Here is a 24,697-nt window from a genome sequence, read left to right as displayed (position 1 = left end):
CAGCGGGACACAGGAGACTGCCGGGAGCGTTCCCCCCATACCCTTCAGCGCATGCGACGCACCGACGACATTTGCAGGACGTTTCCTCGTGACGCCTGAACCCATCGAGTTGGCAACCGTCACCGCACAGGCACGTAGCCACGCCCTCGGCGATATTCCCCGCCGCTCGGCGCGCAAACAACCGGACAAGACCGCGATCATCGACGGCGAGGTCATGCTGACCTTCGCTGAATTCGATCATTTGGTGGACAAAGCGGCGGCCGCACTGCACGACAACGGGTTCGGTCCCGAAGATCGCATCGCGTTGTTGTCGCACAACTGCTGGCAATACGCCGTGCTGACCTTTGCGACGGCACGGGCCGGCGTCGTTTTAGTTCCGGTCAACTTTATGCTCACCGCCGAAGAAATCGCGTATATCCTGGGCCATAGCAAGGCCACCGGATTCATCGTCGAAGCCGCCCTAACGCCAACAGCCGAGCATGCCATGCGACTAGACGGCGGCGTCAGAATGAAAGCCGCGCTGGTACCGGCCGGAGACTCGGCGCCCCCAGGCTGGGATGACTTTGCACACTGGTTAGATACCAAAACCACTGCTCCACAACCGTATATCGACGACAGCCAGCTGCTGCGCCTGATGTACACCAGCGGCACCGAATCCCGACCCAAGGCGGTGATGCACACAAGCCGCAGCCTGATGTGGCAGTACATCAGTACCATCATCGCCGGCTCGATGTCCGGTGACGATGTCGAAATCCATTCCCTGCCGCTCTACCACTGTGCGCAGCTGGACAACTTCCTGGTCACCGATATCTACCTGGGTGCGACCAGCATCATCCTGCCGCGCCCCGACCCCGAACTTATCTTGCGCACCATTGAGCGCTACGGAGTGACCAACTACTTCGCTCCACCCACGGTGTGGATCTCACTGCTCCGGTGTCCCCTGTTCGATGCGGTCGACCTGTCCAGCCTGCGCAAGGGCTATTACGGGGCATCTGCAATGCCCTCGGAGATCCTGGCCGAGATCCGCGGCCGGTTGCCCGATCTCAGGCTGTGGAACTTCTACGGACAGACCGAGATGGCGCCGCTGGCGTCCGCGCTCGGGCCCGATGAGCAGGATGCGCACGCTGGTGCCGCCGGACGGCCAGTCGTCAATGTGGAAACGACGATCCTCGGCGAGGACAACGCCCCTGTCGCCCCCGGCTCGGTGGGCGAAATCGCCCACCGCAGCCCGCACCTGATGTTGGGCTACTTAGACGACCCCGCCAAGACAGCAGAGGCCTTCCGGGGTGGCTGGTTCCACTCTGGAGACCTCGGCTACTACGACGAGCACGGGCTGCTACACGTCGTGGATCGCAAAAAAGACATGATCAAGACAGGTGGGGAAAATGTCGCCAGCCGAGAGGTCGAGGAAGTCCTGTACGGGCATGCCGGTGTGCAGGAAGTCGCAGTATTCGGTCTGGCACACCCGGTCTGGGTGGAAGCCGTGGTAGCGGCTGTGGTCCCTCGCGACAACATCACCCTGACGGAGGACGACATCCTCACTCATTGCCGAGAACGTCTCGCGGGGTTCAAGACGCCCAAGCGCATCTTCTTCGTCGATTCGTTGCCAAAGAACCCTAGTGGAAAACTATTGAAACGCTCTCTGCGAGAACGCTTCAGCCTTGTCCAGTAGGCGCCGCGCTAGCCGACTCAAGCACCGAGCAATCCACCCGTTACCGAGAGGACTCAAGTCCGTGTACGAAGGACGCATCGCACGATTCGACGCACCCGGTACGCCGTTTGCGATCGAGACAGTTAGCCTGCCCGAGGTCGGCGTCGGCCAAATCCTCATCAGGGTCACGCGCACCAATATCTGCGGCTCCGACCTGCACGCCTGGAACGGCACGTTCGCGACGGGTGGCCTAGGTGGGCAGCTGCCCACCGTGCTGGGCCATGAGATGGTGGGCGCGATCGAAGCGCTCGGCGATGGAGTGGAGGCCGATTCCAACGGCAGCCCGCTGACAGTGGGTACCCGTGTGGTCTTCCCATACTTCTACGCATGCCATAGTTGCCGAAATTGCCTGGCAGGCAGGCGAAATGCTTGCCTCCACCTCACGATGGCGATGCTTGGGCGGGCCGATAAGCCTCCCTACTTCGTCGGCGGTTACGGTGACTATTACGTGCTGCCCGCCGGGGCAGTGGTCTATACCGTGCCCGATACCGTCCCAGACGAAGTGGCCTGTGGCGCGAATTGCGCACTATCGCAAGTCATGTACGGCCTGGAACGCGTCGACCAACAGCTCGGCGAAACGGTCGTGGTACAAGGTGCCGGCGCCCTCGGCCTGTACGCGATCGCGGTGGCCAAGGCCCGCGGGGCCAGCCGCGTGATCGCGATCGATGGGGTACCCGAACGTCTGGAACTGTCAGTAGCGTTCGGGGCAGATGACACGATCGACCTCAACGAGGTGGCCGCGGTCAAAGACCGCGTGAAAGCCGTGCGAAAGCTGACCGACGGGCACGGGGCCGACGTGGTGGTCGAAGTTGTTGGCCACCCCTCTGCCATCGATGAGGGCCTGAAGATGCTCGGTCAATTCGGCCGCTACGTCGAGATCGGGAACATCAATATCGGAAAGACCTTCGAATTCGATCCATCACGATTTGTGTTCGCCAACAAGACAATGGTCGGCGTATCCCTGTACGACCCTGCCGTGTTGTCCCGAGCACTCAACTTTCTTGAACAGCATCAGGACCGGCTTCCGCTCGACCGTCTCGCTGCGTCGTCATATCCCCTCGATGACATCAACGAGGCGTTTGCGGCTGCCGGGGGCAAGCGGGACGTCCGTGCGAGCATCGTGCCCTGACACTGGCCGCCACCGCCCACACCCACCACCGAAACCACAAGGCTAACTATGCACAACTACAACCGCACCGAACTATTCATCGACGGCCGGTGGGTTCCACCCACCGGAGACGGGACAATCGAGGTCATCGACCCCTCCACAGAGCAGATACTCGGCGGGGTGCCCGAGGGTACCGCCGACGATGTCGACGCGGCCGTAGCAGCCGCCCGTAAGGCTTTCAATCCGTTGATCAGCATTTCCGAACGCCGAGAACGGGTTTCGGCAGTTATCACGGCAATGGAGAAGCGGATCCCCGATATCGCCGAGACCATCACCAGCGAGGTCGGCACGCCGGTGCGTGTCGCGCAGAGCGCACAGACGCAGGTACCCCTGGCTGTGGCGCGCGGCTTCGAAGCGGTGCTGTCCGAATTCTCATTCGAGGAACGGGTAGGCAATTCACTGGTCGTGCGGGAGCCCTATGGTGTGGTCGGCGCCATCACGCCGTGGAACTACCCGCTGTATCAGGTGGTGGCCAAGGTGCTGCCGGCCATTGCGGCAGGCTGCACCGTAGTACTCAAGCCGAGCAACGAGGCTCCGCTGTCGGTGTTCGAATTCATCGAGGCCGTCGAAGAGGCTGGTCTACCGCACGGTGTGGTGAATCTGGTATCCGGACGTGGACAGGTAGTCGGGGAACGCATCGCCGGGCATCCCGATGTGGATTTCGTATCGTTCACCGGTTCCACCGGCATCGGCGTGCGGGTCGCGGAGCTCGCCGCCGCGTCGGTGAAGAAGGTCGCCCTCGAGCTGGGCGGCAAGTCCGCCAACGTCATCCTCGAGGACGGAGACCTCGCAAGTGCCGTGAAGGTCGGCGTCGGTAACGCCTTCCTCAACGGCGGCCAGACATGCATGGCCTGGACCCGCATGCTCGTACCGCAGTCCCGATACGCCGAGGCGCTGGATCTGATCAAGGCCGCAGCCGCCAAGTACACCGTCGGAGACCCGTGGGATCCCACCACCCGGGTCGGGCCTGTTGCCTCAGCATCACAGTTCCACACCGTGCGCGGCTTCATCGAGCGTGCCCGGCGCGACGGCGCACGATTGCTCACTGGCGGAGCAGACGCGATCCGCGACGTCGGATACTACATCGCCCCAACAGTATTCGTAGACGTCGATCCGGATTCGGAGCTGGGACAGGAAGAGGTGTTCGGTCCGGTACTCGCCGTAATCCCGTTCACCGATGAAGCTGACGCCCTGCGGATCGCCAATGGCACCCGCTATGGCCTGTCCGGTGCTGTCTGGGCCGAGAATACGGATCACGCGGTCGCCTTCGCCCGTAGTGTTCAGACCGGTCAGCTCGATATCAACGGGGGCAGCTACAACCCTGTTGCACCGTTCGGCGGCTACAAAAAGTCTGGAGTCGGCCGAGAACTCGGGCGTGCGGGCTTCGAAGAGTTCCTGCAGACCAAGTCACTACAGCTGCCCGCCTGATATGACCAGTCCACTCACTATCACCGACAACCGACACACGCGGGTATGGACCATCAACCTGCCCCATGCCGGAAATGCGATCACTGGCAAGACCTTCATCGCCGCCCTTGAGGCTGCGGTGGACCAGGCCAATGCCGACACGACGGTCCGGGCGGTGATCCTCACCGGCGAGGGCAAGATCTTCTCCGGTGGCGGCAATGTGAAGGAAATGGCCGATCGTGACGGGATGTTCGGGCTCGAACCGCTGGACCAGCGGTATGCCTACATCGACGGCATCCAGCGGATCCCCAGGGCTCTGGCTCGCCTCGAGGTTCCGCTGATCGCCGCGGTCAACGGACCTGCCATCGGCGCAGGTTGCGATTTGGCGATGATGTGCGATATCCGGGTGGCCTCTGAACGTGCGTCATTCGCCGAAAGCTTCGTGCAGATCGGCCTCGTCCCCGGCGATGGCGGCACCTGGTTCCTGCAGCGGGCCATCGGGTACGAGCGTGCCGCCGAGATGACTCTCACCGGCGACCGCGTCGACGCGACCAGCGCCCTTAGCTGGGGACTCGTCAGCCGAGTGGTGCCGCACGACGAACTGCTCGACCAGGCACATGCTCTGGCCGAACGGATCACAAAAAACCCCACACACACCTTGCGGATGGCCAAGCGCCTGCTACAGGAATCCCGCACCGGCTCACTGGAATCGACGCTGGGTATGGCGGCGGCCATGCAACCGCTGGCGCACCGCGACACCGAACACGAACAGCGCATCGCTAAATGGAGGACGTGCTGATGGATCTCCCGCGGCTGCTACCGCCGCCTGCTGCCGTTGGCGCCGCTGCAACTACCGCCCTGCGGGCGGAGGTCAGGCAGTTTCTTGCAGAGCAGCTCGCTGCGGGCTCGTTCACCCCCGCTGTGGATTCCTGGCTCTGCGGATGGGACGAGAGCTTCACTCGTACGCTCGCCCGGCGCGGGTGGCTGGGCATGACCGTGCCTACCGAATACGGCGGGCACGGTCGTTCATTCGTCGAACGGTTCGTCGTCACCGAGGAACTACTAGCGGCGGGCGCACCCGTGGCCGCCCACTGGATCGCCGACCGGCAGATCGTGCCGTCACTACTCAAGTACGGCACACAGGTTCAGCGATCCGAATTCCTGCCGCGGATCGTGCAGGGCGAGTGCTTCTTCGGTATCGGCATGAGTGAACCGGACTCTGGCTCCGACCTCGCTAGCGTGCGCACCAAGGCCGAGCCTGTCGACGGTGGGTGGTCCCTCTCCGGCACGAAAGTCTGGACCTCGGGCGCACACCGCGCGCATGCGTTCATCGTCCTCGCCCGGACCGCACCGCTGGATACCAGCAATCGGCACGCCGGGTTGAGCCAATTCATCGTGAACATACGCGGACCTGGCGTCGAGGTACGCCCCATCCTTTCGATGAACGGCAGCCACCATTTCAACGAGGTACTTCTGGACCGCGTTTTCGTTCCCGACACGATGGTGCTCGGTGAAATCGGGAAAGGCTGGCAGCAAGTTACGTCGGAACTAAGCTTCGAACGTAGTGGGCCGGAACGGTTTCTGTCCACGTACGTCTTGCTCGCCGCAACCGTCGGCCGCATGGCTGACGGACATTTCCCCCGCGATGAAGCAGTAGGGCGACTTATCGCGCGCATCGCAAGCCTGCATCAGATGTCCACGGCTGTCGCAGGAGCACTGGAGCGGCAGCACCCCGCGGATGTACCGTCCGCTGTGGTGAAGGTGCTCGGCACCACCACCGAGGGCGATATCGCCGATTTCGCCGACACTCATTCAAGCTTCGATAGCGACACCGGTGCCGCGTTCTCGGACCTGGTGACGGCCGCCGTGGACCAGCGCCCGGGGTTCACCCTGCGCGGCGGGACCAACGAGGTACTGCGCGGCGTGATCGCGCGTGGATTGAGGATTCGATGACGGCCCCGATCGGAGTCGACCCTGCACTGGTCGCGATGATGAACGACGTCTTCGCCGACTATCGTGCGACGCATCCCGTTGCCGGATGTTCAGGACGCGACGCTGGATTGTGGGATCGTCTCGCCGATCTCGGCTTGGTGCGGCTGACCGGCGCTGAGGCCTGCGGCGGCAGCGGGGCGAGCTGGTACGAGGCCGCCGAGCTTCTCACTGCTTCAGTCCGTCATGCGGTGCGAATTCCCTTGGCTGAACATGATTTATTGGCGTGCTGGCTGCTGAATGCAAATGGGATGACCAGTGACAGCGCGGTCCGCACCGTTTGTCAGTTCGACCCCCATGGTGTAGCGGTCCACGCGCCTTGGGCAGACGGTGTCGACCATCTAGTTGCCATATGGCAAACCACCAACGGATATCGCATGGCCGACTCCAGCATCGGGATGTTCCAAATAGCAACCGGCTTCAATGTGGCCGGCGAGCCACGCAACCGGGTGGTCACGGACCTAGCAACCCTGCAGGCCGTACCCGTACCCGCCGAGCTGGTGGCCACGCTGCAGCTGAAATCGGCGCTCGTACGGTCAATCCAAGTCTGCGCCGCACTGGAACGAATCCTGGAACTTTCGATCGAGCACGCGACGCTACGCCTCCAGTTCGGGCGCCCTCTCTCCCGCTTCCAGACGGTCCAGAACCTCATAGCAGACATGGCCGCCGAGTCTGCATTGTCCCGGGCAGCCACCGAATCCGCGCTCACCGTCGCCGTGAACAGCGAGTGGTCGGCCCCTAACCTCGATTTCCTTGTGGCGGTCGCACGTTCATGCGCCGGCCACGCCTCATCGGTACTGGTCCGAAACGCCCATCAGGTCCACGGCGCCATCGGAACCACGCGCGAGCACCCACTTCACGAGTTCACCCGGGCGGCCCTCGCCTGGCGTTCAGAGTTCGGTTCGGTCCAGCAGTGGGACCAGCAGGTGACTGACGCGGCACTGCGTGTGGGCGCAGCGGGCTTATGGAGCCTGATCGCCGGCTAACAATGCGGCATAAGAGAGTATCCGTCTCCCACTGACTGGACTGCATTGCGCCATGGACGACGGTCTGACGGTTCACTCAGCATCATGAGCAACGAGATCACACTGTCCGAGGTACAGGAGTTCATCGCGGAGTTCTGGTACCACTACGACCAGGGCCATTTCGCGGAGGTGGATGCACGGATCAGCGACGAGATGGAGTACCTCAGCCGGTCCGAGTCCGGTGACTGCGCGTTCGAGGACCTACTCAAGGCCGAGCTCCACGGCGGCGCCGAAACTAGGCAATGGCTCACCCAGCACCGGAACGAAAACCCTTACCCGTTGCGCCACCACACAACCAATGTTTTTCGGACCGGGGTCGGCGGAGAAGTCACCCATGTGCGTTTCTATCTGTATGTCAACCAGGTCACCAACGCGGTCCCGTTCGACGTGTCCAGCGGTGTCGTCGATGCCGGAATTCGACGCGCGGATCATGGCTTGATGTTCACCTCGATGAAGGTCATCCTCGACGCCGAGGACTCAATCCCCTTCACCCAGCACAGTGCGGCCAAGACCACCTCGGCAACCGGGGCGGGTTCGTAACCGCCGTGAGCGCACAAGACATCTTCGGCTCCGGTGTTGCTGTCATCACCGGAGCCGGCTCCGGCATCGGTGCCGGACTGGCGCGGCACGCCAGCGCATTGGGTATGACCGTGGTACTGGCCGATATCGATGGCGAGGCGGTGGGGGCGCTCAGCGAAGAACTGACCGCCTCGGGCGGTCAGGCAGTAGGGGCCTTGTGCGACGTACGGGATCCGCTTTCGATGCAGGAACTTGCGGAGCACTGCTACCAAGACATAGGCCCCGTCCGGCTGCTGGTAAACAACGCCGGAGTCGAGCAGTTCGGTTACCTCTGGGACACCCCGGTAACCAACTGGAACCGGGTGATGGACATCAACGTGACTGGTGTCTTTCACGGTGTCCGCGCCTTCCTGCCCCGGATGATTGCCGCTGGAACCCCGGCATGGGTCTGGAACCTGTCCTCGATTGGCGGTGTCGCTGTCGTGCCCCTGCAAACCCCCTACATCGTGAGTAAGCACGCCGTGCTCGCACTCACCGAATGTCTCCATTTGGAAATACAGCACGCCGGCCACGACCACATCCGCGTCCAAGCCGTGCTGCCGGGTGCAGTGGTGTCCAACATCTTCGAGTCCGCGGGCGACGTGGCCGCCGATGGAGCGAGCGACCAACGAGCGGCGCAATTTCAGCGCGAGGCCATGCTCGATATCAAGGCCGCTGCGATGGACCCGGTCGACGCAGCCGAGGCCATTTTCAATCAAGCTGTGGACGGCCGTTTCTATCTCCTCACGCAGCCGGAGTACGTCGGTTCGGCGATGATTGAGCGCGCGAATGTGCTGGCAACCCAGCGTGCACCGGAGCTTCGGGCCAAACCCCGCTACGACGTGGGCACGAATTGACCACGGCCGCGGACCGCTTTCCGCCGCTCGATCCCGATGCTGCCGCCCGAGTCGCATCGTTCGGCGATATCGCTCCCATGCGTCAGCGAGGGCTCGGTGCGGTGCGTCACGCCATCGAAACTGCTTCTTTGCCAACGAATATGCCGAAGATGACATCCATCGACAACCGCACGGCACCGGGCCCGGCCGGGCCAATCCCCTTGCGGATATACCGCCCAACAACGGAACTCAAATCCCCGGTACTCGTGTACTTCCACGGCGGGGGGCTGGTCATGGGTTCCAATCACTCCTTCGAGCCACTCGCCCGGGCGCTGGCCGCCGCGAGCGACGCAACTGTGCTCTCTGTTGACTATCGGCTGGCCCCGGAATCGCCGCCACCCGCACAATTCGACGACGCCTACGCCACGGTCGAGTGGGTCGCCGCAAATTCCGACATGCTCGACATCGACTCCTCCAGGATTGCCGTGGCAGGCGATAGCGCAGGCGGATCCCTCGCGGCTGCGGTAGCTCTTGCGGCCCGCGATCACCACGGACCTGCACTCTGTGCACAGGTCTTGATGTACCCGGGTTTGGACCGCGATATGGCGGCTCCTTCGATCACGGCGCTGACCGACGCACCGATGCTCTCCCACGACGACATCGTCTACATGCATGAGCTCGTCGATGCCGGCGTCGGCGTCCCGCATGACCCGTACCGGGTGCCCGCCTATGCAACCGATCTGACCGGCCTGCCGCCCGCGATCGTCGTGACCGCCGAATGCGACCCCATTCACGACTGGGGGGAAAGATACGCCGCGCGGCTTCGTGACGCCGGTGTGCAGACGACCATCACCCGCTATCCAGGTATGCACCACGGCTTCTTGATGAGGTCCGACGCCACCGCCCGTGGCCGTCTGGCGATAGCGGAGATCGGCGCACTCGTGCGGGCCAAATTCACCCACCCACTGTGCTTTTGATCTCCCGATCAGCGGTCACCGGCTCGTCGCAACCTGGTGATCGTGCCCACAATCGAATCCAGCAGGGGCATCTGCGCCCCAACTGCAGAAGGAGATAGTGATGCTCACCGAAGAGCAGCGGATGGAACTTTCTAACGTGTTGCGGCCCATCTCACCCCCGTGTGAAATCGACAATGTCTACACTCCTGATCAACACGAGCGCCTACTGAATGTGGTACGGGCCGAAGGCCCCTGGCGCTTGATCATCGCGCAGCATTTCGCGTCACCCGAAGAGCTGATCGCGACCATGAGCGGCAAGTTCCCAGAGGGTTACACACCCTCGCTGGATCTTTTCCTCACCCCAACGTTCCGGGGCTATCTGGCCAACTACGGTGCGGCGCTCTACCCCGAGATGCACGACTGCTTCCACAACGAGAACTTTCTCAACATGGCCAAGAGCTACTGGGGTGCCCAGTATGCCAAGCCCGAGCTCATGCTGTTCAATATCAACGGTCCCTGCGCCAATCGCGATCCGGGCCACCTCGACTCTCCCAGTTTCCGCGGTGTGCGCCATGAGAACGCACCCACATGGCTCTGCAGCGTGATGGGCAAATCCGGCCTCTTTTCCGACTATCTCGTCAAGATGGCCCAGGTGATCACCTGGTTCTCGCGTGATCAGGGCAGTGGTTTTACCTACTGGCCGGAAGGCCCACTCAATGCACCCGCACGACTGCTCCCACCCGTGTACAACAAAGGTGTCGTCGTGCAGAACGAGATGATGGTCCATCGCGGCGAGGCCAATGGGCCTCTTGACCAACAGATTCCAGAGGGACTGGCCTTCGATACGGTCTTTACCGGCGACCCTGACGATCGCGACCACTGGGTACTGAAGAACGGTGACACTGTGATCGCGCGCCACCACACCGAAGACCTTCGATTCCTTGTCCACTGGTCCGCCGAAGTCTTCTCGGACTACGACGAGCTGAAGAAGAACATGGACGGGTCCGACGACCTCACGATCGACAAGGCCATCGACATGCTCGTCGACGATGTCAACAAAAAGGGCATCAAGCTCGACGTTCCAAGTGAGCCTCTCCACGATGCGGCGTTCATCGGTGCCATCAACGCGGCATACGACCTCGGCGGCCCGGCGTCCTATCCCGCGGATGCCCCCCTAAGTGCATTCCAATTCGCCTGAGCCACAATTAATTGTTGCTAAGCGGCTGAGCAGGTGAGCGCTCAGCCGCTTAGCCATATCCACAAACGAGGCTGCATGCTTCCTTGCAGTAACAACTACTCGATTAGGTGCCCTACATGTGTAGCGCCGTGCGGATACTTGACGTTTACGCCTCGGCCACGGCTCCAAGCCGGTCGCACGGCAGCGTGATTGGCACAGTTAGCAAGTAGTCAACGCGTCCGTATCGAGATGTGCACCAGAGCTGCGCCTTCGGGTGTAGCCACCAAGCGCGAGGTAACGCTTCGAGAGGTTTTTGATGGACGCAACGCTGTTTTCGGGGCTCTGCGAGACCGGGTGGGATTACGCGCCCGGGGAGAGCGCCCCTGAGTTTTCACCCGATGAGCTGGCAATCCTGCTCGACATGTCGATACCAGCGATAGAGGCCGCTGACCTCGTAGGCTGTGTTGAGCGCGACGTACAGCACCTACGACGCCAGCAGATTATCGGACTACAAGCCGACAGATAACCCTGCCCTCACAGCTTGAATCGTCGGGCAGACAAGTAAGAAAATGGCGCCACCGCTCACTACCTAGTTCAATCGGTAACGCATACCGCCTCGTCCACAACCGGAAGTTCGCCGTCGCGCACAGCTACGCAGATCGAGTCACTCAGCGCCGAACACGCCAGGAAAAGGCCCCCGCCCCCGTGCGCAGAGAGTTTCTCGGCCTCGCGGCGTTCGACACACGAGGCCATCGCCTCTCCGTCCCATTGCACGCTGGTCTGGTCCCAGCTGCTCTTGCGCACCTCCACCCCGGCGCCGCAACGGTGGCAGACTACCGGCACCATCGGTACGTCAGCGAGGCGGTTGTCCGGCCGGATTGTCATCCACCGGCTCCCGATGCGAGCTTGGGAATCCTTCCGGCAGCGAGGTTTTCCTCGACTTCCTTCATCCACTCCTCGCGCGGGCGCGTGGTGTCGATCTCAAATTCGAAGCGATCAGTCATCTGGGAGGTGACATCGGCGACGTCGACATAGAACTGCTCGTACCACCGGCGCAGCTGGTAGACCGGACCGTCCTCTTCGACAAGCAGTGGGTTATCGATCCGGGTCTTACTACGCCAGATCTCAACGTCCTGCTCAAATCCGATCTTCACAAAGTCACCCAGCGCAATTGCGGTCTGCATCGCGAGCTCCTCGGGCAGATTCGACGACTTTTGGACGACGATGCCGTATTGCAGCACAAAGGAATTTGCGTCGATCGGATAGTGGCAATTGATCAGCACAGTGCGTGTATCACCGTGCTCGTAGTGGTATACGAGTTCATCGATCATGAACGACGGCCCATGGTACGACGCCAACGACGTCGTACCCAGCATCTTGGCACCCTCAGCCTGGCCGAGGTCCGGGCGCGCGCCACTGCTCATGAACTGAGTGGCTACCTGGCCCTCGAAGATGTTCTTGAACTGTGTCGGAAGCGAGCCGTGGATGTAGAAGAAGTGCGCCATGTCCACGACGTTGTCGACGATCTCGCGGCAGTTGGTATTCACAACCGTTGTGTACCAATGCCAATCGGTCCAGTCGCCGCTTGTGGCGCCTTCGATACGAGGGATCGTGACATCGTCGGGTGGCGGCTTACGCTCCGGGTCGTTCCAGACGAAGAGCATGCCGTCCTGTTCCATCGTGTGCCAGGTTGCAGTGCGGGCGAGCTTGGGCACCCGGCGGCTGTACGGCACTTTTTTGCAGCGACCGTCGCCGCCCCAGCGCCAATCGTGGAAAGGGCACGCAACCTCACTGCCCTTCACCGTCCCCTGCGACAGATCACCACCCATGTGGCGGCAGTAGCTGTCAAGGATGTTGGTCCGGCCATCCTCACCACGGAAGACAACCAGCTTCTGCCCGAACGCGTTGACCGCGTGAGGATTTCCGTCATCAAAGGCTCGGACCAGCCCCAGGCAGTGCCATCCACGGGCGAATCTGGTTGGTGCGGCTTCGGCCTCAATAAGCCGGACCTCGTCGGTATTGAACTGCACAGTCATGGTCTGATTGAACCGCTGCCGGGCCCGCCCGGCGGTTGAGTGTTCCGCTCAATAGGAGACAGGATCTGCTGTTATCCCAACGGGGTCTAGCGTGCCTGCACGTGACTCCACTCAGCACGACAATTCCCTTTGGCCTTTCTGTTCAGGACACCACCGTTGATCTGGTGATCGTCGGTTCGGGCACCGGTTTGGCGGCCGCCCTCGCCGCCCACGAAGCTGGGCTGAGTGTCCTAGTCGTCGAGAAGTCCGCGTACGTCGGTGGCTCGACAGCACGCTCGGGCGGCGCGCTGTGGCTGCCAGCCAGCCCAGTGCTGGGCGAAGACGGTGCGCAGGACAGCACGCAGCGCGCGCAAGCCTATCTGCAGGCCGTCGTCGCAGGCAGCGCCCCAGTGGAGCGCTCTACCAGTTTTCTTCAAAATCTGCCCCAAACCGTCGAGATGCTGCGTCGAACCACCCCCATGAAGCTGTTCTGGGCCCGTGATTACTCCGATTACCACCCCGAGCATCCTGGCGGCAGTGCAGCCGGCCGCACCTGCGAATGCCGCCCTCTCGATACCTCGATCCTGGGCGAATACCTGTCCCGCCTTCGTCCCGGTGTCATGGAAGTCAAGTTCCCAATGCCGACCACCGGCGCGGACTACCGCTGGCTCAACCTGATGGCACGAATTCCGCGCAAGGGCATCCCCACCATCGTCAAACGCCTTGGGCAGGGGTTGGGGGGGATGCTTTTAGGCCGCCGTTACGCAGCCGGCGGCCAGGCGCTGGCTGCGGGCCTCTTTGCAGGCGCACTACGCGCTGGCATTCCGATCTGGACCGACACCCCGCTCGTAAGTCTCACCTCCGATCAGCACCGGGTCACCGGTGCCGTAGTCAACCACGGCGGAACCGAGATCACTGTGACCGCACGGCGAGGAGTGGTGTTGGCGGCTGGTGGTTTCGACCACCACATGGACATGCGTCGGAAATTCCAGTCCGAGTCTCTCGGAACCAACTTAAGTCTCGGCGCCAACACGAACACCGGCGACGCGATTCGGATCGCACAGGAACTTGGCGCTGGAATCGACCTGATGGACCAGTCATGGTGGTTCCCCGCGATAGCACCGCTGCCGGGTAAGGCACCCGCTGTGATGCTCGCCGAACGGTCGCTGCCGGGTTGTCTGATCGTCGATCACAAGGGAAACAGGTTCGCCAACGAATCAAGCGACTACATGTCGTTCGGTCAGCGCGTGCTCGAACTGGAGCACTCCGGCAATCCGGTCGAATCCATGTGGATCATTTTCGACCAGCAGTACCGCAACAGCTATGTCTTCGCCGCGGAATTGTTCCCACGGATGCCAATTCCACAGTCCTGGTTTGAGACTGGAATCGCCTGCCGCGCTGAGACATTGATCGAGCTAGCGACACGCGCCGACCTACCCGAGGACAGCTTTATCGCGACGATGCGGCGCTTCAACGAGGCAGCACACGCCGGAATCGACAGCGAGTTCCACCGTGGGGAGAGCGCCTATGACCGATACTACGGCGACCCCACGATCACCCCAAACCCCAACCTCCGCCCGCTCGAAAAGGGGCCTTTCTACGCGGTTAAAGTCGTTCTGAGCGACCTTGGCACTTGCGGTGGGCTGCGTGCGGATAGCCGCGCACGAGTACTTCGCGAGGACGGCACAGCCATCGACGGTCTCTACGCGATCGGCAACACTGCCGCCAACGCATTCGGCGCAACGTATCCCGGTGCAGGTGCGACAATCGCCCAGGGCCTCGTGTACGGCTACATCGCCGCCCAGGATGCGGCCGGACGATAAAGTTCCGGTCAATCCGGGCTTTCGGCGCCCGCCTGCTGCTCTATCTCATACCAGTATTCTGGTGCCGGCCAAGGAATCTCCTGGCGGTCACCCACTCCCTTTTGAGGGAAGGCCGCTTCTGCTTCGTCTAGTTCCTTGATCATCTGCAGGGCGAGTTCACGCTCACTGGCGTAATACCGCTCAGCCCACCGCAGCGCCACCCGCGCGTACGCCCACGACGGATCCGCGGCGGACCACCTGGCGTCCTTCGCGGCATCGCGCTGCATATCCTCGGCGAAAGCGACATGCTGCTGAAGAATCTCCTTCAACCGAGCCGGATTCATCAAGTGCCCGAACGTCACCCGCAGCAATGGACTGTGCTTGAGGACCGGCGGGTCGATCGGCGCATCATTGGCCCACCTCGTGACAGCTTCGAGCCCAGTCTCGGTGATCCTGTAGAGCCTGCGGCTCCGCGCACCGCTGGTGTTCTCCACCCTCGACGTCACCAAACCGAGACGCTCCAGTTTCTTCAGTTCGGAGTAAATCTGGCTGTACGCCGGGCTTCCGTAGAAGAACCGCATACTCCAGCTGATCCACTTACGAATGTCATAACCCGAAAGTTCACGTTCGTAGGACAGCATGCCCAGCAACGCCCAGCCTGTACCCGCCACGTTGGGCTTGCCCCGCGAATCGGCGTCATCCACACGGCCAGGTTAACAACACTGGGCACGCTAATAGCGTCGCTCACCGCTAGCCGGGATACCCCCTTGCCCGCGCCGCCACCGCTACGCAAGCTCGAGATATGACCATCCAACTAGCTCCGACTAAGTTGCGGCCGCCGCACTCCGCCACGATGCGTGCGGTGCTTGGTCGCTTCCGCACAGGTATTACCGTGATCACCGGCCACGATGGTCAGAGCCCGCTCGGCTTTACCTGCCAATCAGTGACATCAGCGTCGCTGGATCCGCCGTACGTGTCGTTCTGCCCCGCCCGCACGTCCTCTATTTGGCCACAGATCCGCTCTGTCGGTCGGCTATGCATCAATGTTCTCGCTGCCGATCAGTGGGACGTATGCACCGCATTCGTCGACAGCCGCGGCAAGAAATTCGGGGAGAACGCCTGGACCCGGGACAGCAATGGTGCCCCGGCGCTCGACGGTGCCATCGCCGTCATCGAAGCGGACTTCGAGTTCGAGTACAGCACAGGCGATCACACTATCGTCGTCGCTCACGTCACCGGCCTGCGTGCTCGCGAGGGCAGTCCGCGACCCCTGCGGTTCTACCGCGGCGGTTTCGGCAAGTTCGACGAAAGGTAGTCATGTCCGATCCCCGATCCACATACGAGCCGCTGACCGAGTCGGTCCGTCGATTGGTCGAGCTGACGATCCGAACTGAGGCCGAAGCGACCACCATCGCGGAGGCAAAGGCGCGCATCGATTCAGTTGTCGAGGACCTCAGCCGTTCCGTCATGTCCGGCTCGTTCGGAGTACGCCAGGTAGCAGACGGACAGGGGCCCGCCTGGGGCAACGCCGTGATCGGAGTGCGCAACCCCTTAGCGCCGCCGCTTGCAGTGCATCACGAGGCAGACGGGAGCGTATGGAGCGAGTTTATCCTCGGCGCCCAGTATGAGGGCCCACCCGGTCATGTCCACGGTGGAATTTGCGCTCTCGTTCTCGATCATGTCCTGGGCGCCACCGCGCACCAGCCGGGAAGGCCGTCGGTCACCGGGACCCTTCAGCTCCGCTACGAGCGCGGCACGCCGTTAGGGCCGCTCCGCGCCGAGGCTCATGTCGACCGTATCGAAGGAGTCAAAACGTTTGCGGTGGGCTACATCACCGACGCCGCTGGGATCACCGTTCGCGCCGAAGGTGTGTTCATCTTCCCGCGGACACGGTGACGCACGCGACTTCCGCTGAGTGGGCGCATCGTCATCCGAGCCTTCTCAATGCCGTCACGGTGGTTGACGACGCGCGGACACGTAGGCAAAGGAGACGATCAGGGTGCAGAACGATACCGACGTGGTGACGTACCGACTTGCTGACGGAATAGCAATCATCACCATGAATCGTCCCGAATACCGCAACGCGCAGAACTCGGAGATGACTTATGCGCTGGATACCGCGTTCATCCGGGCGGTCGAAGATGACGGCGTTCACGTCATCGTACTAGCCGGGGCTGGAAAGCATTTCAGTGCGGGGCACGACATCGGCACGCCCGGTCGCGACCACGACGCGCACTATACGAACCGGGCAGCGATGTGGTGGGACCACGTCGACCGCTCGGGCGGAGACCAGCGCTACGCGCGCGAGATGGAAGTCTATCTCGGTATGTGCCGACGATGGCGTGAGATACCCAAGCCAACCATCGCCATGATCCAAGGTGCCTGCATCGCAGGCGGTCTCATGCTTGCGTGGATTTGCGATCTCATTGTCACCTCCGATGATGCCTTCTTCTCGGATCCGGTGGTGCGCATGGGCATACCGGGAGTCGAGTACTTTGCGCACCCGTGGGTTCTGGGTCCGCGCTTCGCAAAAGAGGCTCTCTATACCGGCGACCGGTTTACTGCCGATCGCGCATACCAGATCGGAATGGTCAACCGGGTGGTTCCTCTCGAGAGACTGGAGCAGGAAACCATGCTGCTGGCTTCGCGAATCAGAGCCATGCCCCAATTCGGCCTTGCCCTTGCCAAGCGGGCCGTCAACCAGTGCGAGGATCAGATGGGCCTGCGGACCGGCATGGACTCGGCTTTCGGTCTACATCATTTCGCGCACGCACACAACGCAGAAACAGGCGCCGGATCGCTCGGGGGGATGGACATACGGTCCATGACAACGCCCGATGAGATCTAGCATCGCAGGTATGGACGTGCTCATCTCGGCGGCCGAACTCGCCGGCGGCCTCTCCGAGGTTCGGCTACTCGACGTGCGCTGGACCGTCATGGCTCCCGACGGGCACCCGGCGTATCTGGCGGGCCACCTTCCCGGCGCGGTGTTCGTCGATCTCGATGCCGACCTCGCCGACCACTCGGCGACAGGTCGCGGCCGCCATCCACTGCCGACGCCCGAGGCTTTTCAGGCCAGTGCGCGCCGCTGGGGCCTCAACGACGGTGACGCCGTGGTCGTCTACGACGACTGGAACGGGCAGGCGGCCTCGCGAGCCTGGTGGTTGCTGCGCGCCGCCGGAATTGCCGATGTCCGGATTCTCGATGGAGGCTGGGCGGCCTGGCAGCGCTTCGGCGGGCCCGTCGAGACGGGCGAGGTAGTCCCCGGGCCCGGCGAAGTCACCATCTCTTCGCTGGACGGTTTGGCCGCCGTCGATATCGCCGAGGTCGCCATCCAATCGAAGTGGGGGGACATCCAAATTCTGGACGCCCGCGCTGCTGCGCGCTATCGCGGAGACGAGGAACCCCTCGATCCGCGTGCCGGGCACATTCCGCGCGCCATCTCCGCGCCCACTGCTGAGAACCTCAATGCCGACGGCACCTTCCGATCCGCTGCCGAACTTCGTGAACGCTTTGGCGAGCTCGGCGTCGAACACAGCCCCGTCGTCACCGTGTACTGCGGGTCGGGTGTCACCGCGACACATCAGATCGCCGCCTTGGCCATCGCGGGATACGACGCCGCCCTCTACCCCGGGTCCTGGTCGGAGTGGTCGAGTGACCCGCAGCGTCCGGTGGCAACCGGACCTGACCCGTTCTAGACGGTCAGAGCGCCAATCCCACGGCCAGAGCAACGATCCCAAGAAGCGGGGGCACCAGCTGCTTCAGCGCGGCCGACGCCTTGTCCGGTGACGAGATCAACAGCACCAGCCCGGCGGCGACCATCGACCCCGCGCCCGTAAAGACCAGCGTCGCGCCCACCTGTGTGCAACCACGTGCCCACAGCACCGTCCCCACCGCGATGGCGATGGCAAGAAACAGGTTGTAGAAACCCTGGTTGAAGGCAAGCGGTTTGGTGATCTCGGCTTCCTCCGCCGTGCGGACACCGAACACCTTCCGAGTCTTCTCACTGGTCCACGTGATCGATTCCAGATAGAAGATGTAGACGTGGATGAGCGCTGCGATTCCCGTCAATACCAACCCTGCGATGATCATGCTGCGAGAGCCTATCCGTCCTTCCGCTAACGCAGTGCCGACTCAAGCTTTCCCTCAGCCTGCGTCGCCTCGACGCGCGGCTGCTCGCAGATATCGGTCCGCGAGTTCATCGCCACCACGCCCGCACAGAGCGTCGCCAATACCGCGCCACCGCCGAGCAGCACCGGATGCGTCAGCGCCGGCAACGCGCCGCTGAGCACCGTCAGCATCATCGGCACCCCGAAACCCAGGTACGTCAGGCCGTAGAAGACGGCGGTGAGGCCGGCTAGGTCTGTGGGCCCGGCGATTCGGTTGACCTCCTGCAGCCCACTGACCAGCGCTGTTCCGTACCCCGCGCCGAGCACCAGCGCGGCGATCAGGACCAACGGGATCGTGAGCCGGTATGCGGCAACGGCGGCCAGCGCCATCCCCGTGGCGACCAGTGCCAGCCCGATGATGCCAAGCCGGGCGGTACCTGCCCGGTCGATCCTGGGCGCAAGCATCTGTGCGGCGAAACCGCAGCCCAGACAGACCAGACAGCACAGCGCCGAGAATGCGATGCGATCACCCGGAAGCGTCGGCGCGATGAGCGTCGGCAGCACGGCGTACGCCACCGCCGCTGAGCCGAACACCCACGGCGCCAACGGCACAACGACACGCAGGAACCGACGGCGCCGGGCGGCGGGGATCTTGAGATCGTCCAGCAGCCGTCCCGGGGCGCGCTCGGCCGCAGATTCCGGAACCGAGAGCGCCAGCACCGCACCGGGAATCGTGATCGCGATGTTGACCAGGAACGCCAGGTGCTGCGGCCAGGGCCCCCACTGCGCCAATGCTCCGGCCACGGCCGCACCCAGCGCGAATCCCGCGGTCAGGCTCATCGCCCCGCGCCGAGCCCCGGCACCTGCACGATCAAACGGCGGAGCCGAAAGCTCCTTGACCCATGAGCTGCCCGCGGCCATGGCCAGACCCAGCGCGATACCGGACAACACGCGTCCCGTGAACAGCAACGCGAAATGCTGGGAACCCAGCGCGAGCACCAGGGACCCAGCCATCGACATGAACGGCGCGGGCAGCATCACCGCACGACGGCCATAACGATCGGAGAGAGGTCCGCCCAGGAACAGCGCGGGAATGATGCCCAGCACGTAGGCGAAAAGCAAAATATCAACGGATGCCGCAGACTGCCCGGCTTGCCGGTACATCACCAGTAGCGGTGTGAATTCATTGCCGCCCCAGGCGATTCCGAACATTGCGAGGGCCACCCGCCGCCAAGGCGCCAGCCTGCTAGTCAACTTCGGTCACCACTTTCATGTGCTCGACCAGCTCGACGCTGAAGCGTGCCGCGTCACCCACCGCGAGCGCGTCCACCAGCGCGCGGTGCCCGGCAACCGACCGCGCGACCCGCGCCGGGTCTACCCCGATGGCGGCGGCCGCCATCCGGCGCTGGCGCTCGCGAAGGCTGTCGTAGAAGTTCTCCAGCAGCGGGTTGCCCAGCTTCGCAACGATCGCGCGGTGGAAGTCCACATCGGCCGCGGCGAAACCAGCGGTATCGCCCTGCGCAGCACGCCCCAATTGCACGTCGATGAGTGCGGACAGGTCAGACAGGAGGGCCTGCGACGCGCCCCGTTCGGCAATGCGCGCCGCCGCCGCACTCTCCACCACGCGGCGCGCGTCGACGACATGCCGCCGTTCCTCGGGGGTAATGGGCACCACCAGGGCCCCGCGCTTGGGATAGAGCCGCAACCAGCCTTCGGTCTCGAGCCGCAGGAAAGCCTCGCGCACCGGGGTGCGGCTGCATCCCATCCGCGCTGAGATCTCGCCTTCGCTCAGCAGCTCACCTCCGGGGATGTCGCCGCTGAGGATGCGCTCCTTTACGCAGCGATACGCCTCTTCACTTGCGGAGATGGCTGCCGTTCGAATGATGGACACAACATGTATCTAAGATGATCCCGGTGGCTATCGCAAACCGATAAGCGCGCGCCGACGGGTGGTTGGCTCGCGCTCGGCCCCGGCAGGGAAAGGTCGCGTCCGGTCCGTCGGGGATCCGGCGTGACCGCATGACCTTCAGAACGTCGTCGACGGTGATGTCGGCCGTTACGTCACAGTCAGCAATCACGGCCGCCCCCTCCCCGGCACATGGCCGAGGGTCAACAGCACGGCGCACAACCGAGGCTGGTGCTCGGGACCTCTGTCGGACACCTCGACGAGGCCGCTCTACTACCGCAAGCCGAGGGCCTGGTCGACCCGCCCGGCCGCCAAACCTTCGACTGCGGCAGCAAGCTGCTCTCGCGCCCTCGCCAAATGCGTGGTGAGCACGTCCACTGCACGCTGGCCATCACGGGATGCAATTGCAATGAGGATCAACTGATGATCCGCGACGATGCTCTGGGGGTGAGCAGGCGCTTCTTCTGTACCTGCCCCATGCACAGTCGCACTTCGGAGGCCAATGTTTGGAATGCGCGGCTAGTGCGGGAACTGCCGATGGCATCGACCAAGGCGGCGTGAAACCTCATGTTCGGCTCCACAATCGAGCGAGATGGCCGTCCGGGGAAGGTCCGTGTGCACCAGGATGTCTGTGTCAGTCAGCTGTTCCCACCACCTCATATTCCGACGATGCCTGATGAGTCCACCGACTCAGACTCGATCGGCCTGTATGTCGCCGGGTTAGCTTCTTGAGCGTCTCCGGGTGGATTCCGACCACGTCAACTAAGTGATCCGTCGGCCCGCACGGCGCCTGTTCGGTTCTCTCGGCGGTGTTGCGAGCTTGGCGCTGAAAATAGCCGCTACTTGCCCGTCACATAGCCCGAGCGGGAACTTAGATGCTCATCTCAGTCAGACCCCAGCGACAACAACGTGCGCAGACAGCCATTGACTGCGCCGCACGTCAGGACGGGGGTTACTTCTTTTTCAAATCCGGCCCGTCGACACGCGCGACTCAGGCCTTCAGCGACCGTCGGTGTGCCCGCGGTCCGACGCCGAACCAGCGTCGACTCGCGCGGGTCAGTGCGCTCTGCTCGGCATAGCCGAGCTCATTGGTGAGGTGAGTCAAAGTGATGTCGGTGTCGCGGAGGTAGTGCTCGGCCATCCCACGTCGCACGTCATCAATCAACGTCGCGAACATAGTGCCTTCTGCTTCGAGCCGCCGCTGCAGCGTGCGCGGGTGGATATTCAGCTGGTCCGCGACCATCGCCAGGTCCAGCGTCCCAGTCGGGAGCAGACGGCGGATGAGCTGACCGACGAGGACAACCACACCGTCGCGCACGCACGGCGCGACCCCCTCGAGATATCCGACCAGCGCCTCGTGCGTTGCGTCGTCTCTGGACAACGACCGTGCCAGATCGGCGCTGCGCACAGTGAATCCGGCACCAGGTTCCCTGAAATGCGTGGTCGCCCCGAAGTAGTCGGCGTACTCCCGCTTCGTCGCCAGCGCCTCGTGGGGAAGATGGACGCTCACCGGCGTGTACTGCTGCCCGAGAAGTACTCGAAAGACGCGCAGCATCACCCCGAGCACTAATTCGATGGTCTGGGAGTGAGGGCGCAGCCGGTCGAGAAGAATCCTAAACTCGAAGAACGAGAATTCAGGATCGTCCAGCTCATTGAGCATGACTGCGCTCGCGGGACTGAATGCACGCATGTACTGCTCCAGCGTCCCCAACGCGTCGGCCACGGTAGGAGCACTTCGCGCGGCTGCTCCTATGACGCCCAAGATCTCGATCCCCTGCCGCAATGCCAGCCGTCGACCGAAGTCGCCAGTCACAGTCGCAATCGCAGCCGACTCGATGGCGCGTAGCACCCCGACATAGTCGACGAAGGAGCTGAACTCCCCGACAGCGTCCTGTGGTATCCCGGCGTTACGCAAAAGCGCGCCCGGATCGCCGCCCCGTTCCGATACGAGTGTCACGAAGCCTGTTAGCGCCGTTCCGCGGATCAGCGTCATGGTGTCAGCGTCGCGGAAGGCGCTGTACTCCGCAACCACATATTCCAGGACTCGCCGAACAGTTCTGAGCGCAAGCGACTGTCATATACAGGTAAAAAGTTGTCGCCTGCAGGCAAGCGCCAGCGTAAGCGAACTGCCAAACTCTCTGCGTACCCAGTCACACAAGCATGGAGAAAAGATGCGACGTTCAAACGCCACCCTCGCCTCGACGGCGAACGACACGGCACGGCACGGCATCGACGCGGAACGCTTAGCGCTTTTACCGGCTGCTATCGCTGCCGACGTCGAAGCTGACAAGTTTGACGGCGCGGTAGTACTGGTCGCGCGACACGGAGAAATCGTCCTTCACGAAGGGGTCGGATACGCCGACCGGGCAGCACACAAGCTTGTCCGACCCGACGCGGTTTTCATCACCATGTCCATCTTCAAACAGATGGTGAGCACCGCTGTGTTGCAGCGCATCGATCGTGGCGAACTTGCGTTCACCACCCAGGTTCGAGACCTGATTCCCGAGTACGCCGCCAACGGTAAGGGCAGCACCACCGTTTCGGACCTGATGCTACACAAGGCAGGTTTGCCCCTCGGTGCGCCGGGGATTCCGCCCGAGATCGCAGGCGATATCTCAGCCGTGACTGCAGCGGTCTGCCAAATGGTGCCGCAATCCGTGCCGGGAACGAGTATCAGCTACGCGGCCGTGCTCGGGCACGCCGTCCTCGCCGAGATCGTCCGTCGACTCGACGGTGGACAGCGGGCCTTCGGCCAGATCCTCAAAGAAGATCTGATTGACCCTCTCGGGATGGCCGACACCTCGCTCGGTTACGGGCTTCGTGACGACCATGTCGACCGTTTGGTTCCGGTCACGGTCAAGGACCACAGCCCGGCGCTGTTGGACCCTCATATGTTGGAGGGACTCGCAGTGCGCGCGGCCTCTCCGGGGTTCGAGGTTCCTGCGGGGTCCGCCTACACCACTGCCCAGGACTGGTTCCGATTTACCGAGGCCTGCCGCCGTGGGGGCCAACTAGATGGGACACGCATCCTGAGCCCGGCGATTCTGCAGTTCGCCCGCACGATCGCGACCGGAGATCTGACCAACAGCCTGTGGGACTACGCCCAGAACCAGAGGGGCTGGGCGGCGATCCCCGCCAATCTCGCGCCGGCTTTCTATGTCCGTGGAACGGGCCTCGCCTCCCACGCGTTCGGCCAGCTGGCTTCGCCGGGAACCTTCGGAGGGATCGGAACCGGCTCGAACTGCTTCTGGGTCGATCCCGAGCGCGAGCTGACCTATGTGTTCCTGTCCGCGGGATTGATGGAGGACTCCTACAGCTGGGAGCGTCACCAGCGCTACTCCGATCTCGTGCATTCGGCCATCGTGGACTGACCGTTCAAGCGGCGACCAAAAGTCTCAGCTACACCGGAAAACCGGTCTTCGTGACCATTACATGACGGCCACATAAGGCTCCGGAGGCGGACCAGAAAATGTCAACGTTGACGGAATCAGGGCAATACTTCGATCCACTGAACCCGGCGCACACCGCCGAACCGGACGATCAGGTGGAAGCATCCCGTAGACGGTGTCGCGTACGTCGCGTCAGCGATACCTGTACGCCGTCCATTCCGATGAAGCGGTTCGGCAGATCTTTGAAGACACGTCGATATTCTCCAATCAAGGAAACTTCTCGGTGGCCCAAGCCCGGCCATTGCAAACATGGAATGCAAGCTGGCCGACGGGGTCAGCGCACCCGGCGAGTTGTGGCGCAAGGGCCGCAATATCATGGCCAGGTACCTCGGAAACGACGAGGCGACAGCTGAAACCCTCGACGCGGACGGCTACCCGCACACCGGCGACATAGCAACCGTCGGCTCGGAAGGTGTCGTGACTGATCGTGGACCGGATGAAGGAGCTCATCAAATACGAGGGCTACCAGGTACCACCCGATGAGCCCGAGGCATTGCTACTGACGCACCCGCAGATCGGCCACGCCGCCGTAATCCGCGTCCTGGACGACGAATGCGGGAAGGCACCCAAAGCGCTTTTCGCCAAACAG

General features: G+C 62.9%; 24 protein-coding genes and 1 pseudogene. 18 read left to right on the top strand and 7 right to left on the bottom strand.

Going from position 1 to position 24,697, the window contains the following annotated elements:
- Positions 1–88: 88 nt before the first annotated feature.
- The 10 genes from AC5Y5C_RS04360 (at position 89) to AC5Y5C_RS04315 (ending at position 10,848) form a co-directional block, all read left to right on the top strand.
- The gene (locus tag AC5Y5C_RS04360; protein WP_499969423.1) at positions 89–1,672 is read left to right on the top strand and encodes an acyl-CoA synthetase; all 1,584 of its coding nucleotides are present in this window, start codon (positions 89–91) and stop codon (positions 1,670–1,672) included.
- A 61-nt stretch (positions 1,673–1,733) separates the two neighbouring features.
- A complete protein-coding gene (locus tag AC5Y5C_RS04355) occupies positions 1,734–2,840 on the top strand; it encodes a zinc-binding dehydrogenase (RefSeq protein WP_499969421.1) in 1,107 nt (368 codons plus the stop codon).
- Between the two features lie 48 nt (positions 2,841–2,888).
- Positions 2,889–4,307, top strand: a complete 1,419-nt coding sequence (locus tag AC5Y5C_RS04350; RefSeq protein WP_499969419.1) for an aldehyde dehydrogenase family protein — start codon at positions 2,889–2,891, stop codon at positions 4,305–4,307.
- Between the two features lies 1 nt (position 4,308).
- Positions 4,309–5,085, top strand: a complete 777-nt coding sequence (locus AC5Y5C_RS04345) for a crotonase/enoyl-CoA hydratase family protein (protein WP_499969417.1) — start codon at positions 4,309–4,311, stop codon at positions 5,083–5,085.
- Entirely contained in the window at positions 5,085–6,239 is a 1,155-nt protein-coding gene (locus tag AC5Y5C_RS04340; RefSeq protein WP_499969415.1) for an acyl-CoA dehydrogenase family protein, read from the top strand. The genes AC5Y5C_RS04345 and AC5Y5C_RS04340 overlap by 1 nt, the downstream gene beginning before the upstream one ends.
- The gene (locus AC5Y5C_RS04335) at positions 6,236–7,261 is read left to right on the top strand and encodes an acyl-CoA dehydrogenase family protein (RefSeq protein WP_499969413.1); all 1,026 of its coding nucleotides are present in this window, start codon (positions 6,236–6,238) and stop codon (positions 7,259–7,261) included. Before AC5Y5C_RS04340 ends, AC5Y5C_RS04335 begins: the two co-directional genes overlap by 4 nt.
- Positions 7,262–7,345: 84 nt before the next feature.
- Positions 7,346–7,840, top strand: a complete 495-nt coding sequence (locus tag AC5Y5C_RS04330; RefSeq protein WP_499969412.1) for a polyketide cyclase — start codon at positions 7,346–7,348, stop codon at positions 7,838–7,840.
- A gap of 5 nt (positions 7,841–7,845) precedes the next feature.
- Positions 7,846–8,715: an SDR family NAD(P)-dependent oxidoreductase gene (locus AC5Y5C_RS04325; RefSeq protein WP_499969410.1), complete on the top strand. Its 870-nt coding sequence runs from the start codon at positions 7,846–7,848 to the stop codon at positions 8,713–8,715.
- A gap of 77 nt (positions 8,716–8,792) precedes the next feature.
- Entirely contained in the window at positions 8,793–9,671 is an 879-nt protein-coding gene (locus tag AC5Y5C_RS04320; RefSeq protein WP_499970565.1) for an alpha/beta hydrolase, read from the top strand.
- Positions 9,672–9,771: 100 nt separating this feature from the next.
- Complete coding sequence (locus AC5Y5C_RS04315; RefSeq protein ID WP_499969408.1) at positions 9,772–10,848, top strand: hypothetical protein; 1,077 nt, start codon at positions 9,772–9,774, stop codon at positions 10,846–10,848.
- A gap of 573 nt (positions 10,849–11,421) precedes the next feature.
- Here the strand turns inward: AC5Y5C_RS04315 and AC5Y5C_RS04310 are convergent.
- Together AC5Y5C_RS04310 and AC5Y5C_RS04305 are read right to left on the bottom strand one after the other, a co-directional pair.
- On the bottom strand, positions 11,422–11,712 hold the full coding sequence (locus AC5Y5C_RS04310) for a ferredoxin (RefSeq protein ID WP_499969406.1): 291 nt from the start codon (positions 11,710–11,712) through the stop codon (positions 11,422–11,424).
- Entirely contained in the window at positions 11,709–12,863 is a 1,155-nt protein-coding gene (locus AC5Y5C_RS04305; RefSeq protein WP_499969405.1) for a 3-ketosteroid-9-alpha-monooxygenase, oxygenase component, read from the bottom strand. The genes AC5Y5C_RS04310 and AC5Y5C_RS04305 overlap by 4 nt, the downstream gene beginning before the upstream one ends.
- 101 nt (positions 12,864–12,964) lie before the next feature.
- Here AC5Y5C_RS04305 and AC5Y5C_RS04300 point away from each other — a divergent pair, with 101 nt between their 5' ends.
- Positions 12,965–14,665 carry a 3-ketosteroid-delta-1-dehydrogenase gene (locus AC5Y5C_RS04300; RefSeq protein ID WP_499969403.1) on the top strand — a complete coding sequence of 567 codons (1,701 nt, stop codon included), beginning with the start codon at positions 12,965–12,967 and terminating at the stop codon, positions 14,663–14,665.
- Positions 14,666–14,673: 8 nt separating this feature from the next.
- On the opposite strand, the gene AC5Y5C_RS04295 is transcribed toward AC5Y5C_RS04300, so the two are convergent.
- Positions 14,674–15,348 (bottom strand): PadR family transcriptional regulator, encoded by a 675-nt coding sequence (locus AC5Y5C_RS04295; RefSeq protein ID WP_499969401.1) that lies wholly within the window; start codon positions 15,346–15,348, stop codon positions 14,674–14,676.
- Positions 15,349–15,446: 98 nt separating this feature from the next.
- On the opposite strand from AC5Y5C_RS04295, the gene AC5Y5C_RS04290 reads away from it, so the two are divergent.
- The 4 genes from AC5Y5C_RS04290 (at position 15,447) to AC5Y5C_RS04275 (ending at position 18,342) form a co-directional block, all read left to right on the top strand.
- Positions 15,447–15,959, top strand: coding sequence for a flavin reductase family protein (locus AC5Y5C_RS04290; protein WP_499969400.1), 513 nt, complete (start codon positions 15,447–15,449; stop codon positions 15,957–15,959).
- Between the two features lie 2 nt (positions 15,960–15,961).
- A complete protein-coding gene (locus AC5Y5C_RS04285) occupies positions 15,962–16,540 on the top strand; it encodes a PaaI family thioesterase (RefSeq protein WP_499969398.1) in 579 nt (192 codons plus the stop codon).
- 103 nt (positions 16,541–16,643) lie between these two features.
- On the top strand, positions 16,644–17,492 hold the full coding sequence (locus tag AC5Y5C_RS04280; protein WP_499969396.1) for an enoyl-CoA hydratase: 849 nt from the start codon (positions 16,644–16,646) through the stop codon (positions 17,490–17,492).
- Positions 17,493–17,502: 10 nt separating this feature from the next.
- Positions 17,503–18,342 (top strand): sulfurtransferase, encoded by an 840-nt coding sequence (locus tag AC5Y5C_RS04275; RefSeq protein WP_499969394.1) that lies wholly within the window; start codon positions 17,503–17,505, stop codon positions 18,340–18,342.
- Between the two features lie 4 nt (positions 18,343–18,346).
- Here AC5Y5C_RS04275 and AC5Y5C_RS04270 read toward each other — a convergent pair whose 3' ends face one another.
- From AC5Y5C_RS04270 to AC5Y5C_RS04260, 3 genes are read right to left on the bottom strand one after another with little or no spacing between them, the layout of a single operon-like run.
- The gene (locus tag AC5Y5C_RS04270) at positions 18,347–18,736 is read right to left on the bottom strand and encodes a DUF1304 domain-containing protein (protein WP_499969393.1); all 390 of its coding nucleotides are present in this window, start codon (positions 18,734–18,736) and stop codon (positions 18,347–18,349) included.
- Positions 18,737–18,762: 26 nt separating this feature from the next.
- On the bottom strand, positions 18,763–19,977 hold the full coding sequence (locus tag AC5Y5C_RS04265; protein ID WP_499969391.1) for an MFS transporter: 1,215 nt from the start codon (positions 19,975–19,977) through the stop codon (positions 18,763–18,765).
- 22 nt (positions 19,978–19,999) lie between these two features.
- Positions 20,000–20,638, bottom strand: a complete 639-nt coding sequence (locus AC5Y5C_RS04260; RefSeq protein ID WP_499970563.1) for a GntR family transcriptional regulator — start codon at positions 20,636–20,638, stop codon at positions 20,000–20,002.
- 213 nt (positions 20,639–20,851) lie between these two features.
- Between AC5Y5C_RS04260 and AC5Y5C_RS04255 the strand changes: the two genes are divergently transcribed.
- Positions 20,852–21,220: a hypothetical protein gene (locus AC5Y5C_RS04255; protein ID WP_499969389.1), complete on the top strand. Its 369-nt coding sequence runs from the start codon at positions 20,852–20,854 to the stop codon at positions 21,218–21,220.
- Between the two features lie 430 nt (positions 21,221–21,650).
- Here AC5Y5C_RS04255 and AC5Y5C_RS04250 read toward each other — a convergent pair whose 3' ends face one another.
- Entirely contained in the window at positions 21,651–22,652 is a 1,002-nt protein-coding gene (locus AC5Y5C_RS04250; RefSeq protein ID WP_499969387.1) for an AraC family transcriptional regulator, read from the bottom strand.
- 178 nt (positions 22,653–22,830) lie between these two features.
- Between AC5Y5C_RS04250 and AC5Y5C_RS04245 the strand changes: the two genes are divergently transcribed.
- A complete protein-coding gene (locus AC5Y5C_RS04245) occupies positions 22,831–24,030 on the top strand; it encodes a serine hydrolase domain-containing protein (protein WP_499969385.1) in 1,200 nt (399 codons plus the stop codon).
- Between the two features lie 312 nt (positions 24,031–24,342).
- Positions 24,343–24,697: pseudogene (locus AC5Y5C_RS04240) on the top strand (4-coumarate--CoA ligase family protein); the annotation flags it as partial.

This window comes from Mycobacterium sp. NGS15 (assembly GCF_059813245.1).
The sequence above is the reverse complement of the archived record's forward strand: the minus strand, read 5'-3'. Positions and strand labels throughout refer to the sequence as shown.

Excerpts from the sequence above, each read along its gene's own strand:
- AC5Y5C_RS04350 (WP_499969419.1), top strand. The coding sequence starts at position 2,889 with ATGCACAACTACAACCGCACCGAACTATTCATCGACGGCCGGTGGGTT.
- AC5Y5C_RS04345 (WP_499969417.1), top strand. The coding sequence starts at position 4,309 with ATGACCAGTCCACTCACTATCACCGACAACCGACACACGCGGGTATGG.
- AC5Y5C_RS04340 (WP_499969415.1), top strand. The coding sequence starts at position 5,085 with ATGGATCTCCCGCGGCTGCTACCGCCGCCTGCTGCCGTTGGCGCCGCT.
- AC5Y5C_RS04335 (WP_499969413.1), top strand. The coding sequence starts at position 6,236 with ATGACGGCCCCGATCGGAGTCGACCCTGCACTGGTCGCGATGATGAAC.
- AC5Y5C_RS04330 (WP_499969412.1), top strand. The coding sequence starts at position 7,346 with ATGAGCAACGAGATCACACTGTCCGAGGTACAGGAGTTCATCGCGGAG.
- AC5Y5C_RS04320 (WP_499970565.1), top strand. The coding sequence starts at position 8,793 with ATGCGTCAGCGAGGGCTCGGTGCGGTGCGTCACGCCATCGAAACTGCT.
- AC5Y5C_RS04315 (WP_499969408.1), top strand. The coding sequence starts at position 9,772 with ATGCTCACCGAAGAGCAGCGGATGGAACTTTCTAACGTGTTGCGGCCC.
- AC5Y5C_RS04310 (WP_499969406.1), bottom strand. The coding sequence starts at position 11,712 with ATGACAATCCGGCCGGACAACCGCCTCGCTGACGTACCGATGGTGCCG.
- AC5Y5C_RS04305 (WP_499969405.1), bottom strand. The coding sequence starts at position 12,863 with ATGACTGTGCAGTTCAATACCGACGAGGTCCGGCTTATTGAGGCCGAA.
- AC5Y5C_RS04290 (WP_499969400.1), top strand. The coding sequence starts at position 15,447 with ATGACCATCCAACTAGCTCCGACTAAGTTGCGGCCGCCGCACTCCGCC.
- AC5Y5C_RS04285 (WP_499969398.1), top strand. The coding sequence starts at position 15,962 with ATGTCCGATCCCCGATCCACATACGAGCCGCTGACCGAGTCGGTCCGT.
- AC5Y5C_RS04275 (WP_499969394.1), top strand. The coding sequence starts at position 17,503 with ATGGACGTGCTCATCTCGGCGGCCGAACTCGCCGGCGGCCTCTCCGAG.
- AC5Y5C_RS04270 (WP_499969393.1), bottom strand. The coding sequence starts at position 18,736 with ATGATCATCGCAGGGTTGGTATTGACGGGAATCGCAGCGCTCATCCAC.
- AC5Y5C_RS04255 (WP_499969389.1), top strand. The coding sequence starts at position 20,852 with ATGGCCGAGGGTCAACAGCACGGCGCACAACCGAGGCTGGTGCTCGGG.
- AC5Y5C_RS04250 (WP_499969387.1), bottom strand. The coding sequence starts at position 22,652 with ATGACGCTGATCCGCGGAACGGCGCTAACAGGCTTCGTGACACTCGTA.
- AC5Y5C_RS04245 (WP_499969385.1), top strand. The coding sequence starts at position 22,831 with ATGCGACGTTCAAACGCCACCCTCGCCTCGACGGCGAACGACACGGCA.